The organism is Pseudomonas rhizophila, from assembly GCF_003033885.1.
GTDB classification, from domain to species: domain Bacteria; phylum Pseudomonadota; class Gammaproteobacteria; order Pseudomonadales; family Pseudomonadaceae; genus Aquipseudomonas; species Aquipseudomonas rhizophila.
Genome location: NZ_CP024081.1, coordinates 1,027,665 through 1,045,667, shown reverse-complemented (window position 1 = coordinate 1,045,667; position 18,003 = coordinate 1,027,665). Strand labels below are relative to the sequence as shown.

General features: G+C 60.4%; 16 protein-coding genes. 7 read left to right on the top strand and 9 right to left on the bottom strand.

Features of this window, described 5'->3' with window-relative positions; all coding sequences use genetic code 11:
* The first annotated feature begins 225 nt into the window (after nt 1-225).
* A complete protein-coding gene (gene rapA / locus CRX69_RS04905; protein ID WP_047228321.1) occupies nt 226-3,072 on the top strand; it encodes an RNA polymerase-associated protein RapA in 2,847 nt (948 codons plus the stop codon).
* 230 nt (nt 3,073-3,302) lie between these two features.
* On the opposite strand, the gene CRX69_RS04900 is transcribed toward rapA, so the two are convergent.
* From CRX69_RS04900 to CRX69_RS04890, 3 genes are all read right to left on the bottom strand, one after another.
* Complete coding sequence (locus tag CRX69_RS04900; protein WP_107321636.1) at nt 3,303-4,187, bottom strand: coiled-coil domain-containing protein; 885 nt, start codon at nt 4,185-4,187, stop codon at nt 3,303-3,305.
* Nucleotides 4,188-4,295: 108 nt separating this feature from the next.
* Complete coding sequence (locus CRX69_RS04895; RefSeq protein WP_107321635.1) at nt 4,296-5,288, bottom strand: NAD-dependent epimerase/dehydratase family protein; 993 nt, start codon at nt 5,286-5,288, stop codon at nt 4,296-4,298.
* 56 nt (nt 5,289-5,344) lie between these two features.
* Nucleotides 5,345-6,238, bottom strand: a complete 894-nt coding sequence (locus tag CRX69_RS04890) for a LysR family transcriptional regulator ArgP (protein ID WP_047228324.1) — start codon at nt 6,236-6,238, stop codon at nt 5,345-5,347.
* Between the two features lie 97 nt (nt 6,239-6,335).
* On the opposite strand from CRX69_RS04890, the gene CRX69_RS04885 reads away from it, so the two are divergent.
* The 4 genes from CRX69_RS04885 (at nt 6,336) to CRX69_RS04870 (ending at nt 11,665) form a co-directional block, all read left to right on the top strand.
* Entirely contained in the window at nt 6,336-6,938 is a 603-nt protein-coding gene (locus tag CRX69_RS04885) for a LysE/ArgO family amino acid transporter (RefSeq protein WP_047228325.1), read from the top strand.
* A 175-nt stretch (nt 6,939-7,113) separates the two neighbouring features.
* Nucleotides 7,114-7,710 (top strand): superoxide dismutase, encoded by a 597-nt coding sequence (locus tag CRX69_RS04880; protein ID WP_047228326.1) that lies wholly within the window; start codon nt 7,114-7,116, stop codon nt 7,708-7,710.
* Nucleotides 7,711-8,014: 304 nt separating this feature from the next.
* Nucleotides 8,015-10,066, top strand: a complete 2,052-nt coding sequence (locus CRX69_RS04875) for a putative bifunctional diguanylate cyclase/phosphodiesterase (RefSeq protein WP_047228327.1) — start codon at nt 8,015-8,017, stop codon at nt 10,064-10,066.
* 264 nt (nt 10,067-10,330) lie between these two features.
* Nucleotides 10,331-11,665, top strand: a complete 1,335-nt coding sequence (locus tag CRX69_RS04870; protein ID WP_107321634.1) for an imelysin family protein — start codon at nt 10,331-10,333, stop codon at nt 11,663-11,665.
* 213 nt (nt 11,666-11,878) lie between these two features.
* Here CRX69_RS04870 and CRX69_RS04865 read toward each other — a convergent pair whose 3' ends face one another.
* The 4 genes from CRX69_RS04865 to CRX69_RS04850 form a co-directional block, all read right to left on the bottom strand.
* A complete protein-coding gene (locus CRX69_RS04865) occupies nt 11,879-13,114 on the bottom strand; it encodes an RNA polymerase sigma factor (RefSeq protein ID WP_107321633.1) in 1,236 nt (411 codons plus the stop codon).
* Nucleotides 13,114-13,590 (bottom strand): SRPBCC family protein, encoded by a 477-nt coding sequence (locus CRX69_RS04860; protein WP_047228330.1) that lies wholly within the window; start codon nt 13,588-13,590, stop codon nt 13,114-13,116. Before CRX69_RS04860 ends, CRX69_RS04865 begins: the two co-directional genes overlap by 1 nt.
* A gap of 27 nt (nt 13,591-13,617) precedes the next feature.
* Nucleotides 13,618-13,962: a YciI family protein gene (locus CRX69_RS04855; RefSeq protein WP_047228331.1), complete on the bottom strand. Its 345-nt coding sequence runs from the start codon at nt 13,960-13,962 to the stop codon at nt 13,618-13,620.
* Nucleotides 13,963-14,029: 67 nt separating this feature from the next.
* On the bottom strand, nt 14,030-14,464 hold the full coding sequence (locus CRX69_RS04850; protein ID WP_047228332.1) for a YybH family protein: 435 nt from the start codon (nt 14,462-14,464) through the stop codon (nt 14,030-14,032).
* 142 nt (nt 14,465-14,606) lie between these two features.
* Between CRX69_RS04850 and CRX69_RS04845 the strand changes: the two genes are divergently transcribed.
* Entirely contained in the window at nt 14,607-15,113 is a 507-nt protein-coding gene (locus CRX69_RS04845; RefSeq protein ID WP_076386032.1) for a GNAT family N-acetyltransferase, read from the top strand.
* A gap of 111 nt (nt 15,114-15,224) precedes the next feature.
* Here CRX69_RS04845 and CRX69_RS04840 read toward each other — a convergent pair whose 3' ends face one another.
* Complete coding sequence (locus CRX69_RS04840) at nt 15,225-15,713, bottom strand: GyrI-like domain-containing protein (RefSeq protein ID WP_047228334.1); 489 nt, start codon at nt 15,711-15,713, stop codon at nt 15,225-15,227.
* Between the two features lie 75 nt (nt 15,714-15,788).
* Complete coding sequence (locus tag CRX69_RS04835; RefSeq protein ID WP_107321632.1) at nt 15,789-16,454, bottom strand: LysE family translocator; 666 nt, start codon at nt 16,452-16,454, stop codon at nt 15,789-15,791.
* Between the two features lie 210 nt (nt 16,455-16,664).
* Here CRX69_RS04835 and alaC point away from each other — a divergent pair, with 210 nt between their 5' ends.
* Nucleotides 16,665-17,882, top strand: coding sequence for an alanine transaminase (gene alaC, locus CRX69_RS04830; RefSeq protein WP_076386034.1), 1,218 nt, complete (start codon nt 16,665-16,667; stop codon nt 17,880-17,882).
* Nucleotides 17,883-18,003 lie beyond the last annotated feature (121 nt).

Genomic DNA, 18,003 nt, shown 5'->3' with positions numbered 1-18,003 from the left:
TCGGCTGAGCGAGGAACAGCTTGAACCGCTGGTCTGAAACTTGTGACCCGGTTGGCATTATCACAATAGGCCGGGCCGAGCTTGTTTGATCACTCAGCACACTTAAGTTCCGCACCGCCGGTAAGTAATCAATGCCCATGGCGACCCGATGTCTACGTAAATCCTTTGGTCTGAGGGATCATTCCGTTAAGATAACCGGCTTTTTCAAGGCGGGAGTCAGGCAGCATGGCGCAGCAGTATCAACCGGGGCAACGCTGGATCAGTGACAGCGAAGCCGAGCTGGGTTTAGGCACCGTTCTGGCACAGGACGGCCGCTTGTTGACCGTGCTCTATCCGGCCACTGGCGACACTCGCCAGTACGCGCTACGGAATGCGCCCCTCACCCGCGTGCGGTTTTCGCCGGGCGATGTGATCACTCACTTCGAAGGCTGGAAAATGACCGTGCGCGAAGTCGACGATGTCGATGGACTGCTGGTCTACCACGGCCTCAATGGGCAGAACGAGGTTGTCACCCTGCCGGAAACCCAGCTGTCGAACTTTATCCAGTTCCGCCTGGCCAGTGACCGTCTGTTCGCCGGCCAGATCGACCCACTGGCATGGTTTTCCCTGCGCTACCACACCCTGGAACACACCAGCCGCCAGTTGCAGTCGCCGCTCTGGGGCCTGGGTGGCGTACGTGCCCAGCCCATCGCCCACCAATTGCACATCGCCCGTGAAGTGGCCGACCGCATCGCGCCACGGGTATTGCTGGCAGACGAAGTGGGCCTGGGCAAGACCATCGAAGCCGGCCTGATCATCCACCGCCAACTGCTCTCCGGCCGCGCCAGCCGCGTGCTGATCCTGGTACCGGAAAACCTTCAGCATCAGTGGCTGGTGGAAATGCGTCGGCGTTTCAACCTGCAGGTCGCCTTGTTCGACGAAGAACGCTTCATCGAAAGCGATGCCAGCAATCCGTTCGAAGACACCCAGCTGGCCCTGGTGGCGCTGGAATGGCTGGTGGACGATGAGAAGGCCCAGGACGCGCTGTTTGCCGCCGGCTGGGACCTGATGGTGGTCGACGAAGCCCATCACCTGGTCTGGCACGAAGATCAGGTCAGCCCGCATTACGCTCTGGTCGAACAGCTTGCCGAAACGATTCCCGGCGTACTGCTGCTGACCGCGACCCCGGAACAGTTGGGCCAGGACAGCCACTTCGCCCGCCTGCGCCTGCTGGACCCGAACCGTTTCCACGACCTCAAGGCCTTCCGCGCCGAGAGCGAGAATTATCGCCCGGTGGCCGAGGCCGTGCAGGAGCTGCTGGACAAGGGCCGTCTCTCACCCGAGGCGCACAAGACCATCCACGGCTTCCTGGGTAACGAGGGCGAAGCGTTGCTGACCGCCGTCAATGATGGCGATGTCGAAGCCAGCGCCCGCCTGGTCCGCGAACTGCTGGACCGCCACGGCACCGGCCGCGTGCTGTTTCGCAATACGCGCGCCGCCGTGCAGGGCTTCCCGGAGCGCAAGCTGCACGCCTACCCGCTGCCGTGCCCGGACGAATACCTCGAACTTCCGCTAGGCGATCACGCCGAGCTGTACCCGGAAGTCAGCTTCCAGGCTCAGCCGGACGCCAACGAAGAACAGCGCTGGTGGCGTTTCGACCCACGGGTCGAGTGGCTGATCGACACCCTGAAGATGCTCAAGCGCACCAAAGTGCTGGTGATCTGCGCCCACGCCGAAACCGCCATGGACCTGGAAGATGCCCTGCGCGTACGTTCCGGCATCCCGGCCACGGTGTTCCATGAAGGCATGAACATCCTGGAGCGCGACCGTGCGGCGGCTTACTTCGCCGACGAAGAGTTCGGTGCCCAGGTGCTGATCTGCTCGGAAATCGGCAGCGAAGGCCGTAACTTCCAGTTCGCCCACCATTTGGTGCTGTTCGACCTGCCCTCGCACCCGGACCTGCTGGAACAGCGTATTGGCCGTCTGGACCGGATCGGCCAGAAACACACCATCGAGCTGCATGCGCCGTACCTGGAAACCAGCCCGCAAGCGCGGCTGTTCCAGTGGTATCACGAGGCCCTGAACGCGTTCCTCAATACCTGTCCGACCGGCAACGCCTTGCAGCATCAGTTCGGCCCGCGCCTGCTGCCATTGCTGGAAGAAGCCGATGACGGCCAGTGGCAAGCCTTGATCGACGAAGCCCGCACCGAACGCGAACGCTTGGAGGCCGAGCTGCACACCGGTCGCGACCGTCTGCTGGAGCTCAACTCCGGCGGCGCGGGTGAAGGCGATGCCTTGGTAGAGGCCATTCTCGAACAAGACGACCAGTTCGCCCTGCCGATCTACATGGAAACCCTGTTCGATGCGTTCGGCATCGACAGCGAGGACCATTCGGACAACGCGCTGATCCTCAAGCCGAGCGAAAAAATGCTCGACGCCAGCTTCCCGCTGGGCGACGACGAAGGCGTGACCATCACCTACGACCGCAACCAGGCGCTGTCTCGCGAAGACATGCAGTTCATTACCTGGGAGCACCCGATGGTGCAAGGCGGCATGGACCTGGTGCTGTCCGGCTCCATGGGCAATACCGCCGTAGCGCTGATCAAGAATAAGGCCCTCAAGCCCGGCACCGTGTTGCTGGAACTGCTCTATGTCAGTGAAGTGGTTGCCCCGCGCTCACTGCAACTGGGCCGTTACCTGCCGCCGGCCGCCCTGCGCTGCCTGCTGGACGCCAACGGCAACGACCTCGCCGCCCGAGTCTCGTTCGAGACTTTGAACGATCAATTGGAAAGCGTGCCTCGGGCCAGCGCCAACAAGTTCATCCAGGCCCAGCGTGACCAGCTCTCGCCACGGATCAACGCCGGTGAAGAGAAGATCGCCCCGCGTCACGCCGAACGCGTGGCCGAAGCCCAGCGTCGCCTGGCAGCCGATACCGACGAAGAACTGGCGCGCCTGACTGCCCTGCAAGCGGTCAACCCGACGGTACGCGACAGCGAACTGGTGGCTCTGCGCCAACAGCGTGAGCAAGGTTTGGCGATGCTTGAGAAAGCGGCGCTGCGCCTGGAAGCCATTCGGGTGTTGGTGGCGGGCTGATTGCCGCCGCTACTCAACAAAAGGCCCGCAGCGATGCGGGCCTTTTTTTGTGCATTTGTCTGGTCCTACTTGCCGATCAGCGCAAGGATCGGCAAGCCCACCGGTTTGCAGCGGCTGAACACTTTGCAGGCGCACGACTCACAATGTGGGAGCGAGCCTGCTCGCGATGGCGGTGGCACATCAGCCATTGATGCAAACTGACTGACCCACCGCTCGCGACTACAGCCTCGTCACTGAGTTCGGCTGCCAAGTTGCTGCTGCAGGTTGCGAATCTGCGCTTGCAGCGTGTTGATATTGCGGGTGACCTGGCCGCGGAAGGCGTCGAACTCGGCGGTGTTGCTGCCCCCGTTGTCCTGCTGGCTCTTGAGCACGATCACGTCCTGCTCCAGACGCTCGATGGCAGAGTTGGAAGTGGCGCGTTTCAGGGCGGTGATGTCGGCGCCGATACTCTTGAGCCGGGCATCGAGAGCACCATCCTCGCCCTGGTTTTTCAGGGCGGAAACTTCAGCCGCCAGCGCTTTGACCTGGTCCTGGAGTTCCTTGTTGGAAGCTTGCAACTGAGTGCTGGCGTTCTGCTGCTCAGTGGTCTGGGCAATGATCTGGGCCAGCTCCTTGTCCAGGTCGGCGGACGGACCGAACGCGACCATCTGTTGTTTGTACTGCTCCTGCAGCTTGCTTTCGAATTGCTTGCCCTGCTCCTGAAGCTTGCCTTCCAGCTGTTTGATCTGCAACTTCAAGGCTTCACTGTCGCTCATGACATTGGACTGACCGGCTACCACCTTGCCGGAAATGTCCTGCAAGCGTCCCGCCGCATCTTCACTGATACGGGCGAAACTTTCCTGGGTGGCCACCAGTTGCTGTTCCATCAAGGAAATCTGCTGGAAGCTCCACCACGCCAGGAAGGCAAGCGCACACAACAGCGCACCGACCAGCGCCCACAGTGGCCCGGTACTGGCCCCCTTGACCTTGGCCGCCGCAACGGGTGCCGGGCGCGCTTGCACGTGGGGCGGGCGTTCGCGCTCAGGCAGAAAGTCATCGTCATCGGGAATGTCGGCCCGCATCCGCAAGCTCGGTATATCATCGAAGTCGTCGTTGGAATCGTTACGCATGGGCATTGGGTTCAACCTTTGGGAAACCGGTGTTGGCTTGATGCAGCGAGTATAACCCCCTCGCCCGCCGCACCGATTGACCCCGAACCTGGCACTCGGTTCATGACGGGGCGATCAGCGGGCATCCTGGGCTTTCCACCAGGCGCAGAACTCATCAAGAGCGGTCCACAGGCTGACCTGTGGATCGTAATCCAGATAATGCCGGGCCCGGCTGATGTCCAGGGTGAAATTCTTGTTCATGACCTGCATGCCCAGGCGCGACAACGTCGGTTCGGGACGGCCCGGCCATAACGTGCAAAAACCTTCATTCAGGGCGGCGACGCTGTAGGCCAGCCCGTAGGAACGATAACGCCGGACCTGTGGGACTTCCATCTGTCGCATCACATAATTGACCACATCCCACAACGGCACCGGCGTGCCGTTGCTGATGTTGTAAGCCTTGCCAAGGGCCGATTCGCCGGCCAAAAGACTGCTGAGCAGCGCTTCGTTGAGATTCTGCACGCTGGTGAAATCCACCTTGTTCAACCCGTTGCCGACAATGGCCAAGCGGCCCTTGCGTTGCATTTTCAACAGCCGGGGGAAAATGCTCATGTCGCCGGCGCCGGTGACAAAGCGCGGGCGCAGAGCCAGTACTTCGAGGCCGAACTCCTGGGCCCCGAAGACTTTCTGTTCAGCCAGGTATTTGGTGGCAGCGTAGGGATGTTTGAAGCGTTTGGGCACTTGTTCTTCGGTCAGGTCCAGATGGTCCCGGCCGTCGAAGTAAATAGACGACGATGACAGATGAACCAGACGCCGGACCTTCTGCTTGAGGCAGGCCTCGACAATATTTTCCGTGACCTGGACGTTGCCCTGGTGAAAATCCTGATAGCGCCCCCAAAGCCCCACGGAACCGGCGCAATGCACGACGCTGTCAACATCAAGGCACAGGTCGCGAGCCAGCAACGGGTCACTCAGATCCCCCTGGATGAACTGCGCCCCGCGACGCACCAGGTGCTCAACGCTCTCGGCCCGGCGACCGTTGACCCGTACATCCAGGCCCTGCTCCAGAGCGAAACGCGCAAAGCGCCCGCCAATGAAGCCACTTGCGCCGGTAACCAGAATTTTCATGAAGACTCCTAAAATCAGATTCGAGCTTCAAGCTACAAGCTTCAAGCCAATCGCTTTCAACTTACCGCTTGGAGCTTGCTGCTTGCCGCCTTGATCAATCGTTCAGTCAACAAACCCAGTAACTGCCCACCATTGCGCCAATGATGCCAGTACAACGGCACATCAATCGGTTTATCTGCCAGCAATTCCACCAACTCGCCCCGCTCCAGTTGCTCACGCATTTGCAACTCCGGCACCAGTCCCCAGCCAAGCCCCGCTTCGGCGAGCCGAATGAAACCTTCGGACGACGGGCAGAGATGATGTTCGAAACCGCCTTCGACCCCCAGGGAAGCAAGGTAGCGATGCTGCAGGAAATCATCCGGGCCGAACACCAGCGCCGGCGTGCGCGCCAGTTGATCGGCGCGCACCCCATCGGGGAAATGCCTGGCGATGAACGCCGGGCTGGCCAACGCCCGGTAGCGCATGGCCCCCAACAACACACTACGGGCACCAGCCACCGGACGTTCACTGGCGCAGACGCACGCCGCCACCTCACCGGCACGCATGCGTTTGAGGCCGACGGTCTGGTCTTCCACCACCAAGTCGAGCAACAGATGATGTTCGGCGCAGAAATCTCCAACGGCCACCGCCCACCAAGTGGCCAGGCTGTCGGCATTCAAGGCGATCCGCAGGCGCTCAGGCAGCCCCTCCTCATCCAGCGCTGGCACCAGGCTTTGCAGGTCGCGCTCCAACAGCCGCACCTGCTGCACATGGTTGAGCAAGCGGCGACCGATTTCGGTCGGTGCCGGCGGCGTGACGCGCACCAGCACCGGCTGGCCGACCCGCGCCTCCAGCAGTTTGATCCGCTGGGAAATCGCCGACTGCGACAAACCCAGCACTTGGGCGGCACGCTCGAATCCGGCCTGTTCGACAACCGCCGCCAGAGCGGAAAGCAATTTGTAATCGAACATCAGTTTTCCTAATGAGCAATCAGCAATATTGGTTTTTCTTATACCGCTTTGCACCAGAGAATGACACCCGCATTCATACCTACTCGGGGAGTAATTTATGTGGCAAAGCTACATGAACGGACTACTGGTGGCCCTCGGGCTGATCATGGCCATCGGCGCTCAGAACGCCTTCGTGCTGGCGCAAAGCCTGCGCCGCGAACATCACTTGCCGGTCGCCGCTCTGTGTGTAACTTGCGATGCGTTGCTGGTGGCCGCCGGGGTGTTCGGCCTGGCGACACTGCTGGCCCAAAGCCCGTTGCTGCTTTCAATAGCCCGCTGGGGCGGCGCCGGGTTCCTGCTCTGGTATGGCAGCCTGGCGTTGCGTCGGGCCTGTTCGAAACAAAGCCTGCAACAAGATGAAAAACAGGTCGTGCGCTCGTTACGGGCGGTGCTGCTCAGTGCGTTGGCGGTGACCCTGCTCAACCCCCACGTCTATCTCGACACCGTGTTGCTGATCGGTTCCCTCGGGGCCCAGCAAAGCGTGCCTGGCGCCTATGTCGTGGGAGCGGCCAGTGCCTCGTTGCTGTGGTTCTTCACACTGGCAATCGGTGCGGCATGGCTGGCACCGTGGCTGGCACGGCCGAGTACCTGGCGGATACTGGATGTGCTGGTGGCAACGATGATGTTCAGCGTGGCCATACAGTTGATCGTCTCTGGCTGATTATTCCAAACCGCTCTGGAACCTCTATCCCACACAGTTGTTGCGTGGTTATGCCGTTCCCCCGGTGCTATGATCCGACTCCTGCGCCGCAATGAGTACAAACTCCCCGGCGCTAGTCTGGCCGCCCGTGATCGGCCTTGCGCTCACCGCAACTGACCTGATTAGGAGAATCACCATGGCTTTCGAATTGCCGCCGCTGCCTTATCCACACGATGCACTGCAGCCGCACATCTCCAAAGAGACTCTGGAATTCCACCACGACAAGCACCACAACACCTACGTCGTGAACCTGAACAACCTGGTACCTGGCACCGAGTTCGAAGGCAAGACCCTGGAAGAAATCGTCAAGACTTCCTCGGGCGGTATCTTCAACAACGCCGCTCAGGTCTGGAACCACACCTTCTACTGGAACTGCCTGGCGCCAAACGCCGGTGGTCAACCTACCGGCGCGCTGGCCGACGCCATCAACAGTGCGTTCGGCTCGTTCGACAAGTTCAAGGAAGAATTCACCAAGACTTCCGTCGGCACCTTCGGTTCCGGTTGGGGCTGGCTGGTGAAAAAGGCTGACGGTTCCCTGGCCCTGGCCAGCACCATCGGCGCCGGCAACCCGCTGACCAGCGGCGACACCCCGCTGCTGACCTGCGACGTTTGGGAACACGCCTACTACATCGACTACCGCAACCTTCGTCCGAAATACGTCGAAGCGTTCTGGAACCTGGTCAACTGGAAGTTTGTGGCCGAGCAGTTCGAAGGCAAGACCTTCACCGCTTGATCCGTAATGCCAGACAAAAGAACCCGGCGCTTTGCCGGGTTTTTTTTAGCTGGCACAAAGCCCCGGGATCTTGTCCGGCCCCCTACCTCGTGTCTGAAATCCAACAAAAATCAAACCCAGGCCTCAAGTTGCGGGCCCTTCCATCCGACACAATGGTCGTAGAGCAATAACTCTGGAAACACCGTATAACGGCCAGGTTTCAGGCGAAGACCCTTGTGTTTGATTGTCCCTTTGACTGACATCACAGGATTGCCAATACTCATGGCAACTTGACGCTACTCGCACGGAACAAGGAACCCCCTCTTTGAAGCTGGAACTCAAGAACAGCTTGTCTGTGAAGTTGCTCCGGGTCGTGCTCCTTTCGGCATTGATCGTCGGCGTGGTATTGAGCTGCGCCCAGATCGTTTTCGATGCCTACAAAACCGACCATGCCGTCGCCAGCGATGCCCAACGAATTCTTGATATGTTCCGGGACCCTTCGACCCAGGCCGTCTATAGCCTTGACCGGGAGATGGGCATGCAAGTGATCGAGGGGCTGTTTCAGGACCAAGCGGTGCGCATGGCTTCTATCGGTCACCCTCAAGAGACCATGCTTGCCGAAAAAACCCGGCCTTTGCAGCACTCTGGAAGTCGCTGGCTGACCGACCTGATCCTTGGCAAGGAACGCACATTCACCACGCAACTGGTGGGTCGCGGGCCTTACAGTGAATATTACGGTGACCTGAGCATTACTCTCGACACCGCCACCTACGGCCAGAGTTTCATCGTCAACTCCGTAATCATTTTCATATCGGGCATGTTGCGAGCCCTGGCGATGGGCCTGGTGTTGTACCTGGTCTATCACTGGCTGCTGACCAAACCACTGTCGCGGATCATCGAACACCTGACCGAAATCAACCCCGACCGGCCGAGTGAACACAAGATCCCGCAGCTACGCGGCCACGAACAAAATGAGTTGGGGCTCTGGATCAACACCGCCAACCAATTGCTCGCCTCCATCGAGCGCAATACACACCTGCGCCACGAGGCGGAAAACAGCCTGCTGCGCATGGCCCAGTATGACTTCCTCACCGGCCTGCCCAATCGTCAACAGCTTCAACAGCAACTGGACAAGATCCTGGTGGATGCCGGGCGCTTGCAACGCCGGGTGGCCGTACTGTGTGTGGGGCTGGATGACTTCAAGGGCATCAACGAACAGTTCAGCTATCAAACCGGTGACCAGTTGCTGCTGGCCCTGGCAGATAGGCTGCGAGCCCACAGCGGACGCCTTGGCGCGCTGGCGCGACTGGGGGGCGACCAGTTCGCCCTGGTCCAGGCCGATATCGAACAACCTTACGAAGCCGCCGAGTTGGCCCAGAGCATCCTCGATGACCTGGAGGCGCCGTTCATCCTCGATGATCAGCAAATCCGCCTACGGGCGACCATTGGCATCACCCTCTTTCCCGAGGACGGGGACAGCACCGAGAAGTTGTTGCAGAAAGCCGAGCAGACCATGACCCTGGCCAAGGCCCGCTCGCGCAATCGCTACCAGTTCTACATCGCCAGCGTCGACAGTGAAATGCGCCGCCGTCGCGAGCTGGAAAAAGACCTGCGCGAGGCTCTGCTCCTCGAGCAGTTCAGCCTGGTGTATCAGCCGCAGGTCAGCTATCGCGACCTGCGAGTGGTGGGTACCGAGGCGCTGATTCGCTGGCATCACCCCGAACACGGCCTCGTGCCGCCGGACCTGTTCATTCCCCTGGCCGAACAGAACGGCACCATTATCGCCATCGGTGAATGGGTCCTGGATCAGGCTTGCAAACAGTTGCGCGAATGGCATGACCAGGGCTTCGTTGACCTGCGCATGGCGGTCAACCTGTCCACCGTGCAATTGCACCATGCCGAACTGCCGCGGGTGGTGAACAACTTGCTGCAGATGTACCGCCTGCCGCCGCGCAGCCTGGAGCTGGAGGTCACGGAAACCGGCCTGATGGAAGACATCACGACAGCCGCCCAGCACTTGCTCAGTCTGCGCCGCTCCGGCGCGCTGATTGCCATCGATGACTTCGGGACCGGTTATTCGTCCCTGAGTTATCTCAAGAGCCTGCCGCTGGACAAGATCAAGATCGACAAGAGCTTCGTCCAGGACCTGCTCGATGACGAGGATGACGCGACCATCGTCCGGGCCATCATCCAGTTGGGCAAGAGCCTGGGGATGCAGGTAATCGCCGAGGGGGTTGAGACGGTCGAGCAGGAAGCCTACATCATCTCCGAGGGCTGCCATGAAGGTCAGGGGTATTACTACAGCAAACCGCTGCCGGCACGGGAGTTGGGCATCTATCTCAAGCAGGCGCAGCGCAGCAAAGTCTCCATCATCTGATTCTTTCTCCTCGGGTAGTCATGCCTCTGCCGGAGTTGGCGAAGCCTGCGCTCTTTGGTTTGTTCGCTTGAGACTCAAGCGTCTGGGCAGAGATCGCCGCCTCGCTTAGCTCGGCGGCGCCTACGGAAGGCTGCCCGCGCCGCATCACAAATAAGAAATATTTACAGCTACAACCCTTTACACATAATGCAAATCTTTCGCATTATGTCGCAGCTTTGCGCACCTCGCGCCTGTCCCATCCATCACCGAAGCAGGATGTTCGCCATGATTCGTATGCCTCTGGCTACCGCCAGTTTGCTGGCCATCGCTATTTCCCTCGCCGGTTGCGGCGAAGGCAAAGACAAGGCCGCCGCGCCGCAAGCGCCCACGCCTGCAGCCAGCACCGCCGCCCCAGCCGCAGCCGGCAAAATCGACGAGGCCGCTGCCAAGGCCGTTGTCGCGCACTACGCCGACATCGTCCATGCGGTCTACAGCGATGCCGAATCCACCGCGAAAACCCTGCAAACCGCGATCGATGCGTTCCTGGCCAAACCGAACGACGAGACCCTCAACGCCGCCAAGGCCGCCTGGGTCGCTGCGCGCGTCCCTTACCTGCAAAGCGAAGTGTTCCGCTTCGGCAACACCATCATCGACGACTGGGAAGGCCAATTGAACGCCTGGCCGCTGGATGAAGGCCTGATCGACTACGTCGACACCTCCTATGCGCACGCATTGGGTAACCCGGGCGCCACCGCCAATATCATCGCCAATACCGAAGTCCAGGTAGGCGAAGACAAGGTCGACGTGAAAGACATCACCCCGGAGAAACTCGCCAGCCTGAACGAGCTGGGCGGTTCCGAGGCCAACGTCGCCACCGGCTACCACGCCATCGAATTTTTGCTGTGGGGCCAGGACCTCAACGGCACCGGCCCTGGTGCTGGCCAGCGTCCGGCCTCCGATTATCTGGAAGGCGCCGGGGCTACTGGCGGTCACAACGACCGTCGTCGCGCCTACCTCAAGGCCGTGACCCAACTGTTGGTCAGCGATCTGGAAGAAATGGTCGGCAACTGGAAGCCAAACGTGGCTGACAACTACCGCGCCACCCTGGAAGCCGAGCCTGCCGAAACCGGCCTGCGCAAGATGCTGTTCGGCATGGGCAGCCTGTCCCTCGGCGAACTGGCGGGCGAACGTATGAAGGTGTCCCTGGAAGCCAACTCGCCAGAAGACGAGCAGGACTGCTTCAGCGACAACACCCACAACTCGCACTTCTACGATGCCAAAGGCGTGCGCAACGTTTACCTGGGCGAATACACCCGCGTCGACGGCACCAAGATGACCGGCGCCAGCCTGTCGTCCCTGGTGGCCAAGGCTGACCCGGCCGCTGACAACGCCCTCAAGGCCGACCTGGCCGACACCGAAGCCAAGATCCAAGTCATGGTCGATCACGCCAACAAGGGTGAGCACTACGACCAACTGATCGCTGCGGGCAACACCGCTGGCAACCAGGTCGTGCGCGACGCCATTGCCGCACTGGTCAAGCAGACCGGCGCGATCGAACAGGCCGCGGGCAAACTGGGCATCAGCGACCTGAACCCGGACAGCGCTGATCACGAGTTCTGATCAAGGCTGGTTGACTGACGGGTTATGCCCGTCAGCCAAGCCATAAAACCCTGTGGGAGCGAGCTTGCTCGCGATAGCGATGTTTCAGCCAACAGCAATGTGACTGACATGACGCTATCGCGAGCAGGCTCGCTCCCACAGTGGTTTCAGCTGTTCATAAATACGATGCACACCACAACGCCCGCTCCCACAGGATTTCATCGCTTGTGGTCATCACTGTAATCCCGCAAGCCGCCCTTCGATAAACCGCCTCTCCGGCAATTGCTGAGTCAATTCAAGCGCGCGTCGATATGCCGCCCTCGCCTCCTCCACGCGTCCCAACTGCCGACAGAGTTCTGCCCGCGCCGAGTGGGCCAGGTGATAATCGAGCAACTCGCCCCGGTCCAGAATCGCGTCGATCCGCTGCAAGCCCGCTTGCGGTCCATCGCGTTTGGCCAGGGCCGCGGCGCGGTTGAGTTCGATCACCGGCGAAGGCACCGCACGCAGCAACACATCATAGAGGCCGACGATCTGCGGCCAGTCGGTCTCCTGCGCCGTGGGGGCTTCGGCATGCACTGCCGCAATCGCAGCTTGCAGGCAATAAGGCCCGAACCTTCGGGTATTGAGCGCGGCTTCCACCAGGGCGCAGCCTTCGGCGATCATGTCGGCGTCCCACAAGGATCGGTCCTGCTCATCCAGCAGGATCAGTTCACCGCCGGGAGAAGTTCGTGCTCGCCGCCGCGACTCGTGCAGCAGCATCAATGCCAGCAAACCCATGACTTCGGCTTCAGGCAACAGCTCCATCAACAGGCGGGCCAGGCGGATGGCTTCGCGGGTCAAATCTTCACGCGTCACCTCAGCCCCCATCGAGGCCGAATAGCCTTCGTTGAATACCAGGTAGATCACTCGCAACACACTGTCCAGCCGCTCGGGCAGTTCCGAGCGGGACGGCACCTGATAGGGGATCTTCGCATCGCGAATTTTTGCCTTGGCCCGCACGATGCGCTGGGCGATGGCCGCCGGGGCGGCGAGAAAAGCCCGGGCGATCTCTTCGGTGGTCAGGTCGCACACTTCCCGCAACGTCAGCGGCACCTGGGCATCAGCGGCCAGGGCCGGGTGGCAACAGGTGAAGATCAGCCGCAGGCGATCGTCTTCCACGTCCTCATCACTCCAGTCGCTCTGCTCCAGTTCTTCGAGCTGGGCAATCAGCATCGGCCGGCTCGCCGCGAAGCGAGCGCGCCGGCGCAAACTGTCGATGGCCTTGAAGCGCCCGGCCGACACCAGCCAGGCCCGAGGATTGTCCGGCACACCGTCGCGCTGCCAGCGCTCGACCGCGATGAAGAAGGCCTCGTGCAAGGCCTCTTCAGCAAGGTCGAAATCCCCCAGCAGGCGAATCAGCGTCGCCAGGATGCGCCGCGAGTCTTGCCGATAAACCTGCTCGACCCGTGCACTGACTTCTTCGGCCGACATCAGTCGGGCATGCCCTGGGTCACCAGCGCTTCGAGCCGGTCCAGGCTCTGGCCCCAGCCGTCATGAAAGCCCATGGCTTCGTGGGCCTGGCGGTCTTCTTCGTTCCAGTGCAGGGCGCGGGCGGTGTAAAGGGTTTTATCGCCCATCTCCTCAAGCAACACTTCGCCGGTCATGAAGGCTTTGCCGGAGGGGATCCAGCCGGGCACAAACGCATCGGTGAAGACCAGCCGCTGCGGGGCGACGATTTCCAGGAACACGCCCATGGTCGGATACTCACTGCCGTCCGGGGCACGCATCAGGGTGCGAAACTGACCACCGACCCACAGCTCCATTTCGCACTCCGGCGTAGTCATGCCGTGGGGTCCCCACCATTGGACAAGCAGCGCCGGCTCGGTCCAGGCGCGGAAAATCTTCTGACGCGAGGCGTCGATCACCCGGCTGATGGACAACTCGAACGCGGCAGGTTTGAGGTTCATGAATGAAATCCTGTTTGTGATTGTTGTTCAGGGATTCAGTTGACGTACCGGTCGGACCTCGACGCAGCCGACCCGGGCCGCCGGAATGTTGCCGGCGACCTGGAGAGCTTCGTTCAGGTCCTTGGCGTCGATCAGGTAGAAGCCCGCCAGTTGCTCCTTGGTTTCGGCAAACGGACCGTCCGTGATCGACAACTTGCCGCCGCGCATGCGCACCGTGGTAGCGGTCTGCACCGACTCCAGGGCCTCGGCGGCAATCATACGACCGCTGCCCTGGACCGACTCGGCGTAGGCCATGCATTCAGCGTCCTGCGGGCTGTCGGGTGAGTTGTGCAGCGCATGCTCGTTGCTATAGACCAGGCATAAGTACTTCATGGAAAGCTCCGTGATCGAACTGATCAACTATGGACCGCAGAAAAGCGCTCAGCGAAAAAACCGACGATCAGGGCTGCAGGTCGAACATCACCGTACCGGCCATCGGATCAAACGGCGCGGACCAGTGTTCGTGGACAATCTTCCATTGCCCGGCCACCCGTTGATAGCAAGCGGTCGTGCGCATCCAGCAAGCCTGCTCTTCACCTTTGTCGTTGGTGCCGCCGCAATAGGCCAGCCAGTGAGCGAAGGCGATCGTGTCAGCTGCGGTAATCTCGATCTGATGGAAGTCGAACTTGTGCGGTCCAGGGCACATCTCCATGCACGCCTGCCAATGGGCCCGGTAAGCGACTTTGCCCTTGAATTGCAGGGCCTGGATGGCATCGAACGAAACGATGTTGTCGTCATAGAGCGCCATGACTTTTTCAACATTTTTTTCCATGACAGCCTGGCGATAAGTCTCGATCAAGGCCTTGATTTCGGTTTCGGTGGCTTGGGTATTCATGGTGATTCTCCGCAGGTTTTTGTTGAAGACACCCTTTGTCGTTTAGAGAAACTGCGAATCGACAACCCAAACAAAAATAATTCAAAGAAAAAAATTCGCTAGAATCCCAGGCCCATTCTGTCGGCAAACAACGGATGCTTTTGTGACCGCTCAGCTCGTACCCTACGAAGACCTCACCGAGCTGCAGCGCACGCAGGTCGAAGCCATCGAAATCCACCCCGAACAGATCAAGTTCGCCGGCGATATCCACGGCGCACTGCACACGCTGTTGTCCAGGCCCGGCCCTGGCGTCAAAGGGTTTGCGTTGCTGGCAGGCGAAGTGCCAGTGGCGTTCCTGTTACTCAAGCGCCCGCCAGTACTGCCCGCCTGGGCCAACGAACACAGCGCCACCCTGCACGCCCTGCAAGTCGATTATCGGGCCCAGGGCAAGGGTTACGGCAAGGCCTGCCTACTAGCGCTTCCTGCCGTGGCTCGGGCGGCATGGCCGCAAATCAGAGGACTGGAGCTTTCGGTCGACGCCGATAATGTCTCGGCCATCGGCCTGTATACCCGGCTGGGCTGGGTCGACAGTGGCGAAGCGTACAAGGGCCGCATCGGTTATGAGCGGCGGATGGGGCTGGTGTTTGACCAGGAGATAACCTGTCTGTGAGCGCGAGCCTGCTCGCGATTGTGGTGGGCCAGCTTGCATGAATGTTGGATGTGGCACCGCTGTCGCGAGCAGGCTCGCTCCCACCGGTTTGCATTGCCGAGAGGATGGCAATCAGCTCGGTTTGAGAGGAATCCAGATTTCCAGAGAGCCTTCGCCGGTCCTGGGGTTGAAGTCTTCGCTGTAGCGTTCGAACTCCGGGGCCTCGGCAGCTGTGTGGCCGGATCGCGGCAGCCACTCTTTCCAGATGTAGTGGAACGTCTGCGGCAGGGCTTTCAACGGACCTTTGTGTTCGAACACTGCGTAGTGCGCAGGCTGTATTTCGATCCAGCGCAACTGTTCGGGCAAATCATCGAGCCGGCTGACTTCCACGCCGGCAATGTATTCAAACCCACCCTTCCCGTCCGGGTTGCAACACACGCCATAGGTGACCTCATCTTTCTGCCCTGGCACTTTACCGAGCCAGGGCAAAAACTTTTCCCAGAGCAGCGGGATATCCTCGGCGGTGTCCGGGGTAAAACAGCCACCAAAACCGGCGATTATCTGAAAACGTCCGTGTTCGAAGCGTGGTTCGGCTGCGTTATCGGGTTCGTGCTTTTCCATGCGTCAACACTCCAGAAACGTGAGGTCGGGTGTTGCAGTATAGAAGCCTGATGAAGATTGCCAGGCCCGTTTCGCTTATCCGAGTCCAGGCACAACGGCCGGCGCCACTTTCCCGATAAACTCGTTGTAGCCAGAAACAATCACGTACACCGCGAAATAGCAGAAGATGGCGGCCGATGCCCAATAGCAATAGCGCAACAGTTTATCCCCCAGCAGCCTGCCGCCCTGGGTTGCTGCCAGGCACAGGCCTGCACACCAGAGAAGTCCGGCACAGAGAAATCCACTCAGGAACAGCGCCGAGCTGAGGATCGTTCCGCCGCCCGAGCGAGCGATCAATGTGCCGCCCACCGCCGCGAACCAGAGAATGGCACTGGGCGACGACATCGCCAGGAAAATCCCGCGAAAAAACTCCTGCCCGGATGAATGACTCCGCACCTCGCCAGCCTCGGCCAACGCCGCATGGTGATAGATCGCCGAATGAATCATCTTCGCTGCGAAATACAGCAGCACCACCGAGCCGCCGATCCACAGCACCCAGCGCACCGTTTCGTATTGCAGCAGCACCGTCATGCCGGCCAAGGCCAGGACCGCGTAGATCAGGTCCCCCACACATGTGCCCAGGCCCAGGGCGAAACCCTGGAAATAGCCACGTTGCATGGCCAGGGTAATCATCGCGATATTGGCCACGCCAATGTCCAGGCACAAAGAAAGGCTCAGCAGGAAACCGCTGGAAAATTCCATCATTCAGTCCATTCGTTTTTTGAACAGGGCGAGTCGTACAATGCGCAGGTGTTACTGAAAGTCCCCTGAGCGGATCGACAGTGTCGTCGAAAATAGTTGCGCGCCGCTACTGGACAATTGGCCATCAGCCCCTTTATCTTGCGCCGCAGGCCACCGCAGTGGCCAACGTCGCTCGGACGGTTCCGGGCGCTCACGTATCTCGAGGCAATAATGGCCAACCAAGGTTCGCCGCGCCGCTTTGCGCGCATCGATCGACTCCCCCCGTATGTATTCAATATCACTGCCGAGCTGAAGATGGCTGCGCGTCGGCGCGGCGAAGACATCATTGACTTGAGCATGGGTAACCCCGACGGCGCCACACCGCCACATATCGTGGAAAAGCTGGTCACCGTCGCCCAGCGTGAAGACACCCACGGTTACTCCACCTCCAAAGGCATACCGCGCCTGCGCCGCGCCATTTCGCGCTGGTACAAGGACCGCTACGAGGTGGACATCGACCCGGAAACCGAAGCCATCGTCACCATCGGTTCCAAGGAAGGCCTGGCGCATCTGATGCTAGCGACCCTGGACCAGGGCGACACCGTGTTGGTGCCCAATCCCAGTTATCCGATCCACATCTACGGCGCGGTGATCGCCGGCGCCCAGGTGCGTTCGGTGCCACTGGTGCCGGGGGTGGATTTCTTCGACGAGCTGGAGCGCGCCATTCGCGGCTCGATTCCCAAGCCGAAAATGATGATCCTGGGCTTTCCGTCCAACCCTACCGCGCAATGCGTGGAGCTGGATTTCTTCGAACGGGTCATCGCCTTGGCCAAACAGTACGACGTGCTGGTGATCCACGACCTGGCCTACGCCGATATCGTCTACGACGGCTGGAAAGCCCCGTCGATCATGCAGGTGCCGGGTGCAAAAGACATCGCCGTGGAATTCTTCACCCTGTCCAAAAGCTACAACATGGCTGGCTGGCGTATCGGCTTCATGGTGGGCAACCCGGAACTGGTCAACGCCCTGGCGCGGATCAAGAGCTACCACGACTACGGCACCTTCACACCGCTGCAAGTGGCGGCCATCGCCGCGCTTGAAGGCGACCAGCAGTGCGTGCGGGATATCGCCGAACAGTACCGCCAGCGCCGCAATGTGCTGGTCAAGGGCCTGCATGAACTGGGCTGGATGGTGGAAAACCCCAAGGCGTCGATGTACGTCTGGGCCAAGATCCCCGAGGCTTATGCACACCTGGGTTCGCTAGAGTTTGCCAAGAAGCTGTTGGCCGAAGCCAAGGTCTGCGTCTCGCCGGGGGTGGGGTTCGGTGAATATGGCGATGATCACGTGCGCTTTGCACTGATCGAAAACCAGGACCGGATTCGCCAGGCCGTTCGCGGCATTCGCGGGATGTTCCGGGCGGATGGGTTGGTCAGCAAACCGAACGCCTGATACCAAAATCAATGTGGGAGTTTGCTCCCACTCTGGATCTTCAGATCACCAGAAGCCAATGTGGGAGCGAGCCTGCTCGCGATAGCGGCATGACAGTCGACTTCGTTGCTGACGGTCAGTG

Excerpts from the sequence above, each read along its gene's own strand:
- rapA (WP_047228321.1), top strand. The coding sequence starts at position 226 with ATGGCGCAGCAGTATCAACCGGGGCAACGCTGGATCAGTGACAGCGAA.
- CRX69_RS04900 (WP_107321636.1), bottom strand. The coding sequence starts at position 4,187 with ATGCCCATGCGTAACGATTCCAACGACGACTTCGATGATATACCGAGC.
- CRX69_RS04895 (WP_107321635.1), bottom strand. The coding sequence starts at position 5,288 with ATGAAAATTCTGGTTACCGGCGCAAGTGGCTTCATTGGCGGGCGCTTT.
- CRX69_RS04890 (WP_047228324.1), bottom strand. The coding sequence starts at position 6,238 with ATGTTCGATTACAAATTGCTTTCCGCTCTGGCGGCGGTTGTCGAACAG.
- CRX69_RS04885 (WP_047228325.1), top strand. The coding sequence starts at position 6,336 with ATGTGGCAAAGCTACATGAACGGACTACTGGTGGCCCTCGGGCTGATC.
- CRX69_RS04880 (WP_047228326.1), top strand. The coding sequence starts at position 7,114 with ATGGCTTTCGAATTGCCGCCGCTGCCTTATCCACACGATGCACTGCAG.
- CRX69_RS04870 (WP_107321634.1), top strand. The coding sequence starts at position 10,331 with ATGATTCGTATGCCTCTGGCTACCGCCAGTTTGCTGGCCATCGCTATT.
- CRX69_RS04865 (WP_107321633.1), bottom strand. The coding sequence starts at position 13,114 with ATGTCGGCCGAAGAAGTCAGTGCACGGGTCGAGCAGGTTTATCGGCAA.
- CRX69_RS04860 (WP_047228330.1), bottom strand. The coding sequence starts at position 13,590 with ATGAACCTCAAACCTGCCGCGTTCGAGTTGTCCATCAGCCGGGTGATC.
- CRX69_RS04855 (WP_047228331.1), bottom strand. The coding sequence starts at position 13,962 with ATGAAGTACTTATGCCTGGTCTATAGCAACGAGCATGCGCTGCACAAC.
- CRX69_RS04850 (WP_047228332.1), bottom strand. The coding sequence starts at position 14,464 with ATGAATACCCAAGCCACCGAAACCGAAATCAAGGCCTTGATCGAGACT.
- CRX69_RS04840 (WP_047228334.1), bottom strand. The coding sequence starts at position 15,713 with ATGGAAAAGCACGAACCCGATAACGCAGCCGAACCACGCTTCGAACAC.
- CRX69_RS04835 (WP_107321632.1), bottom strand. The coding sequence starts at position 16,454 with ATGGAATTTTCCAGCGGTTTCCTGCTGAGCCTTTCTTTGTGCCTGGAC.
- alaC (WP_076386034.1), top strand. The coding sequence starts at position 16,665 with ATGGCCAACCAAGGTTCGCCGCGCCGCTTTGCGCGCATCGATCGACTC.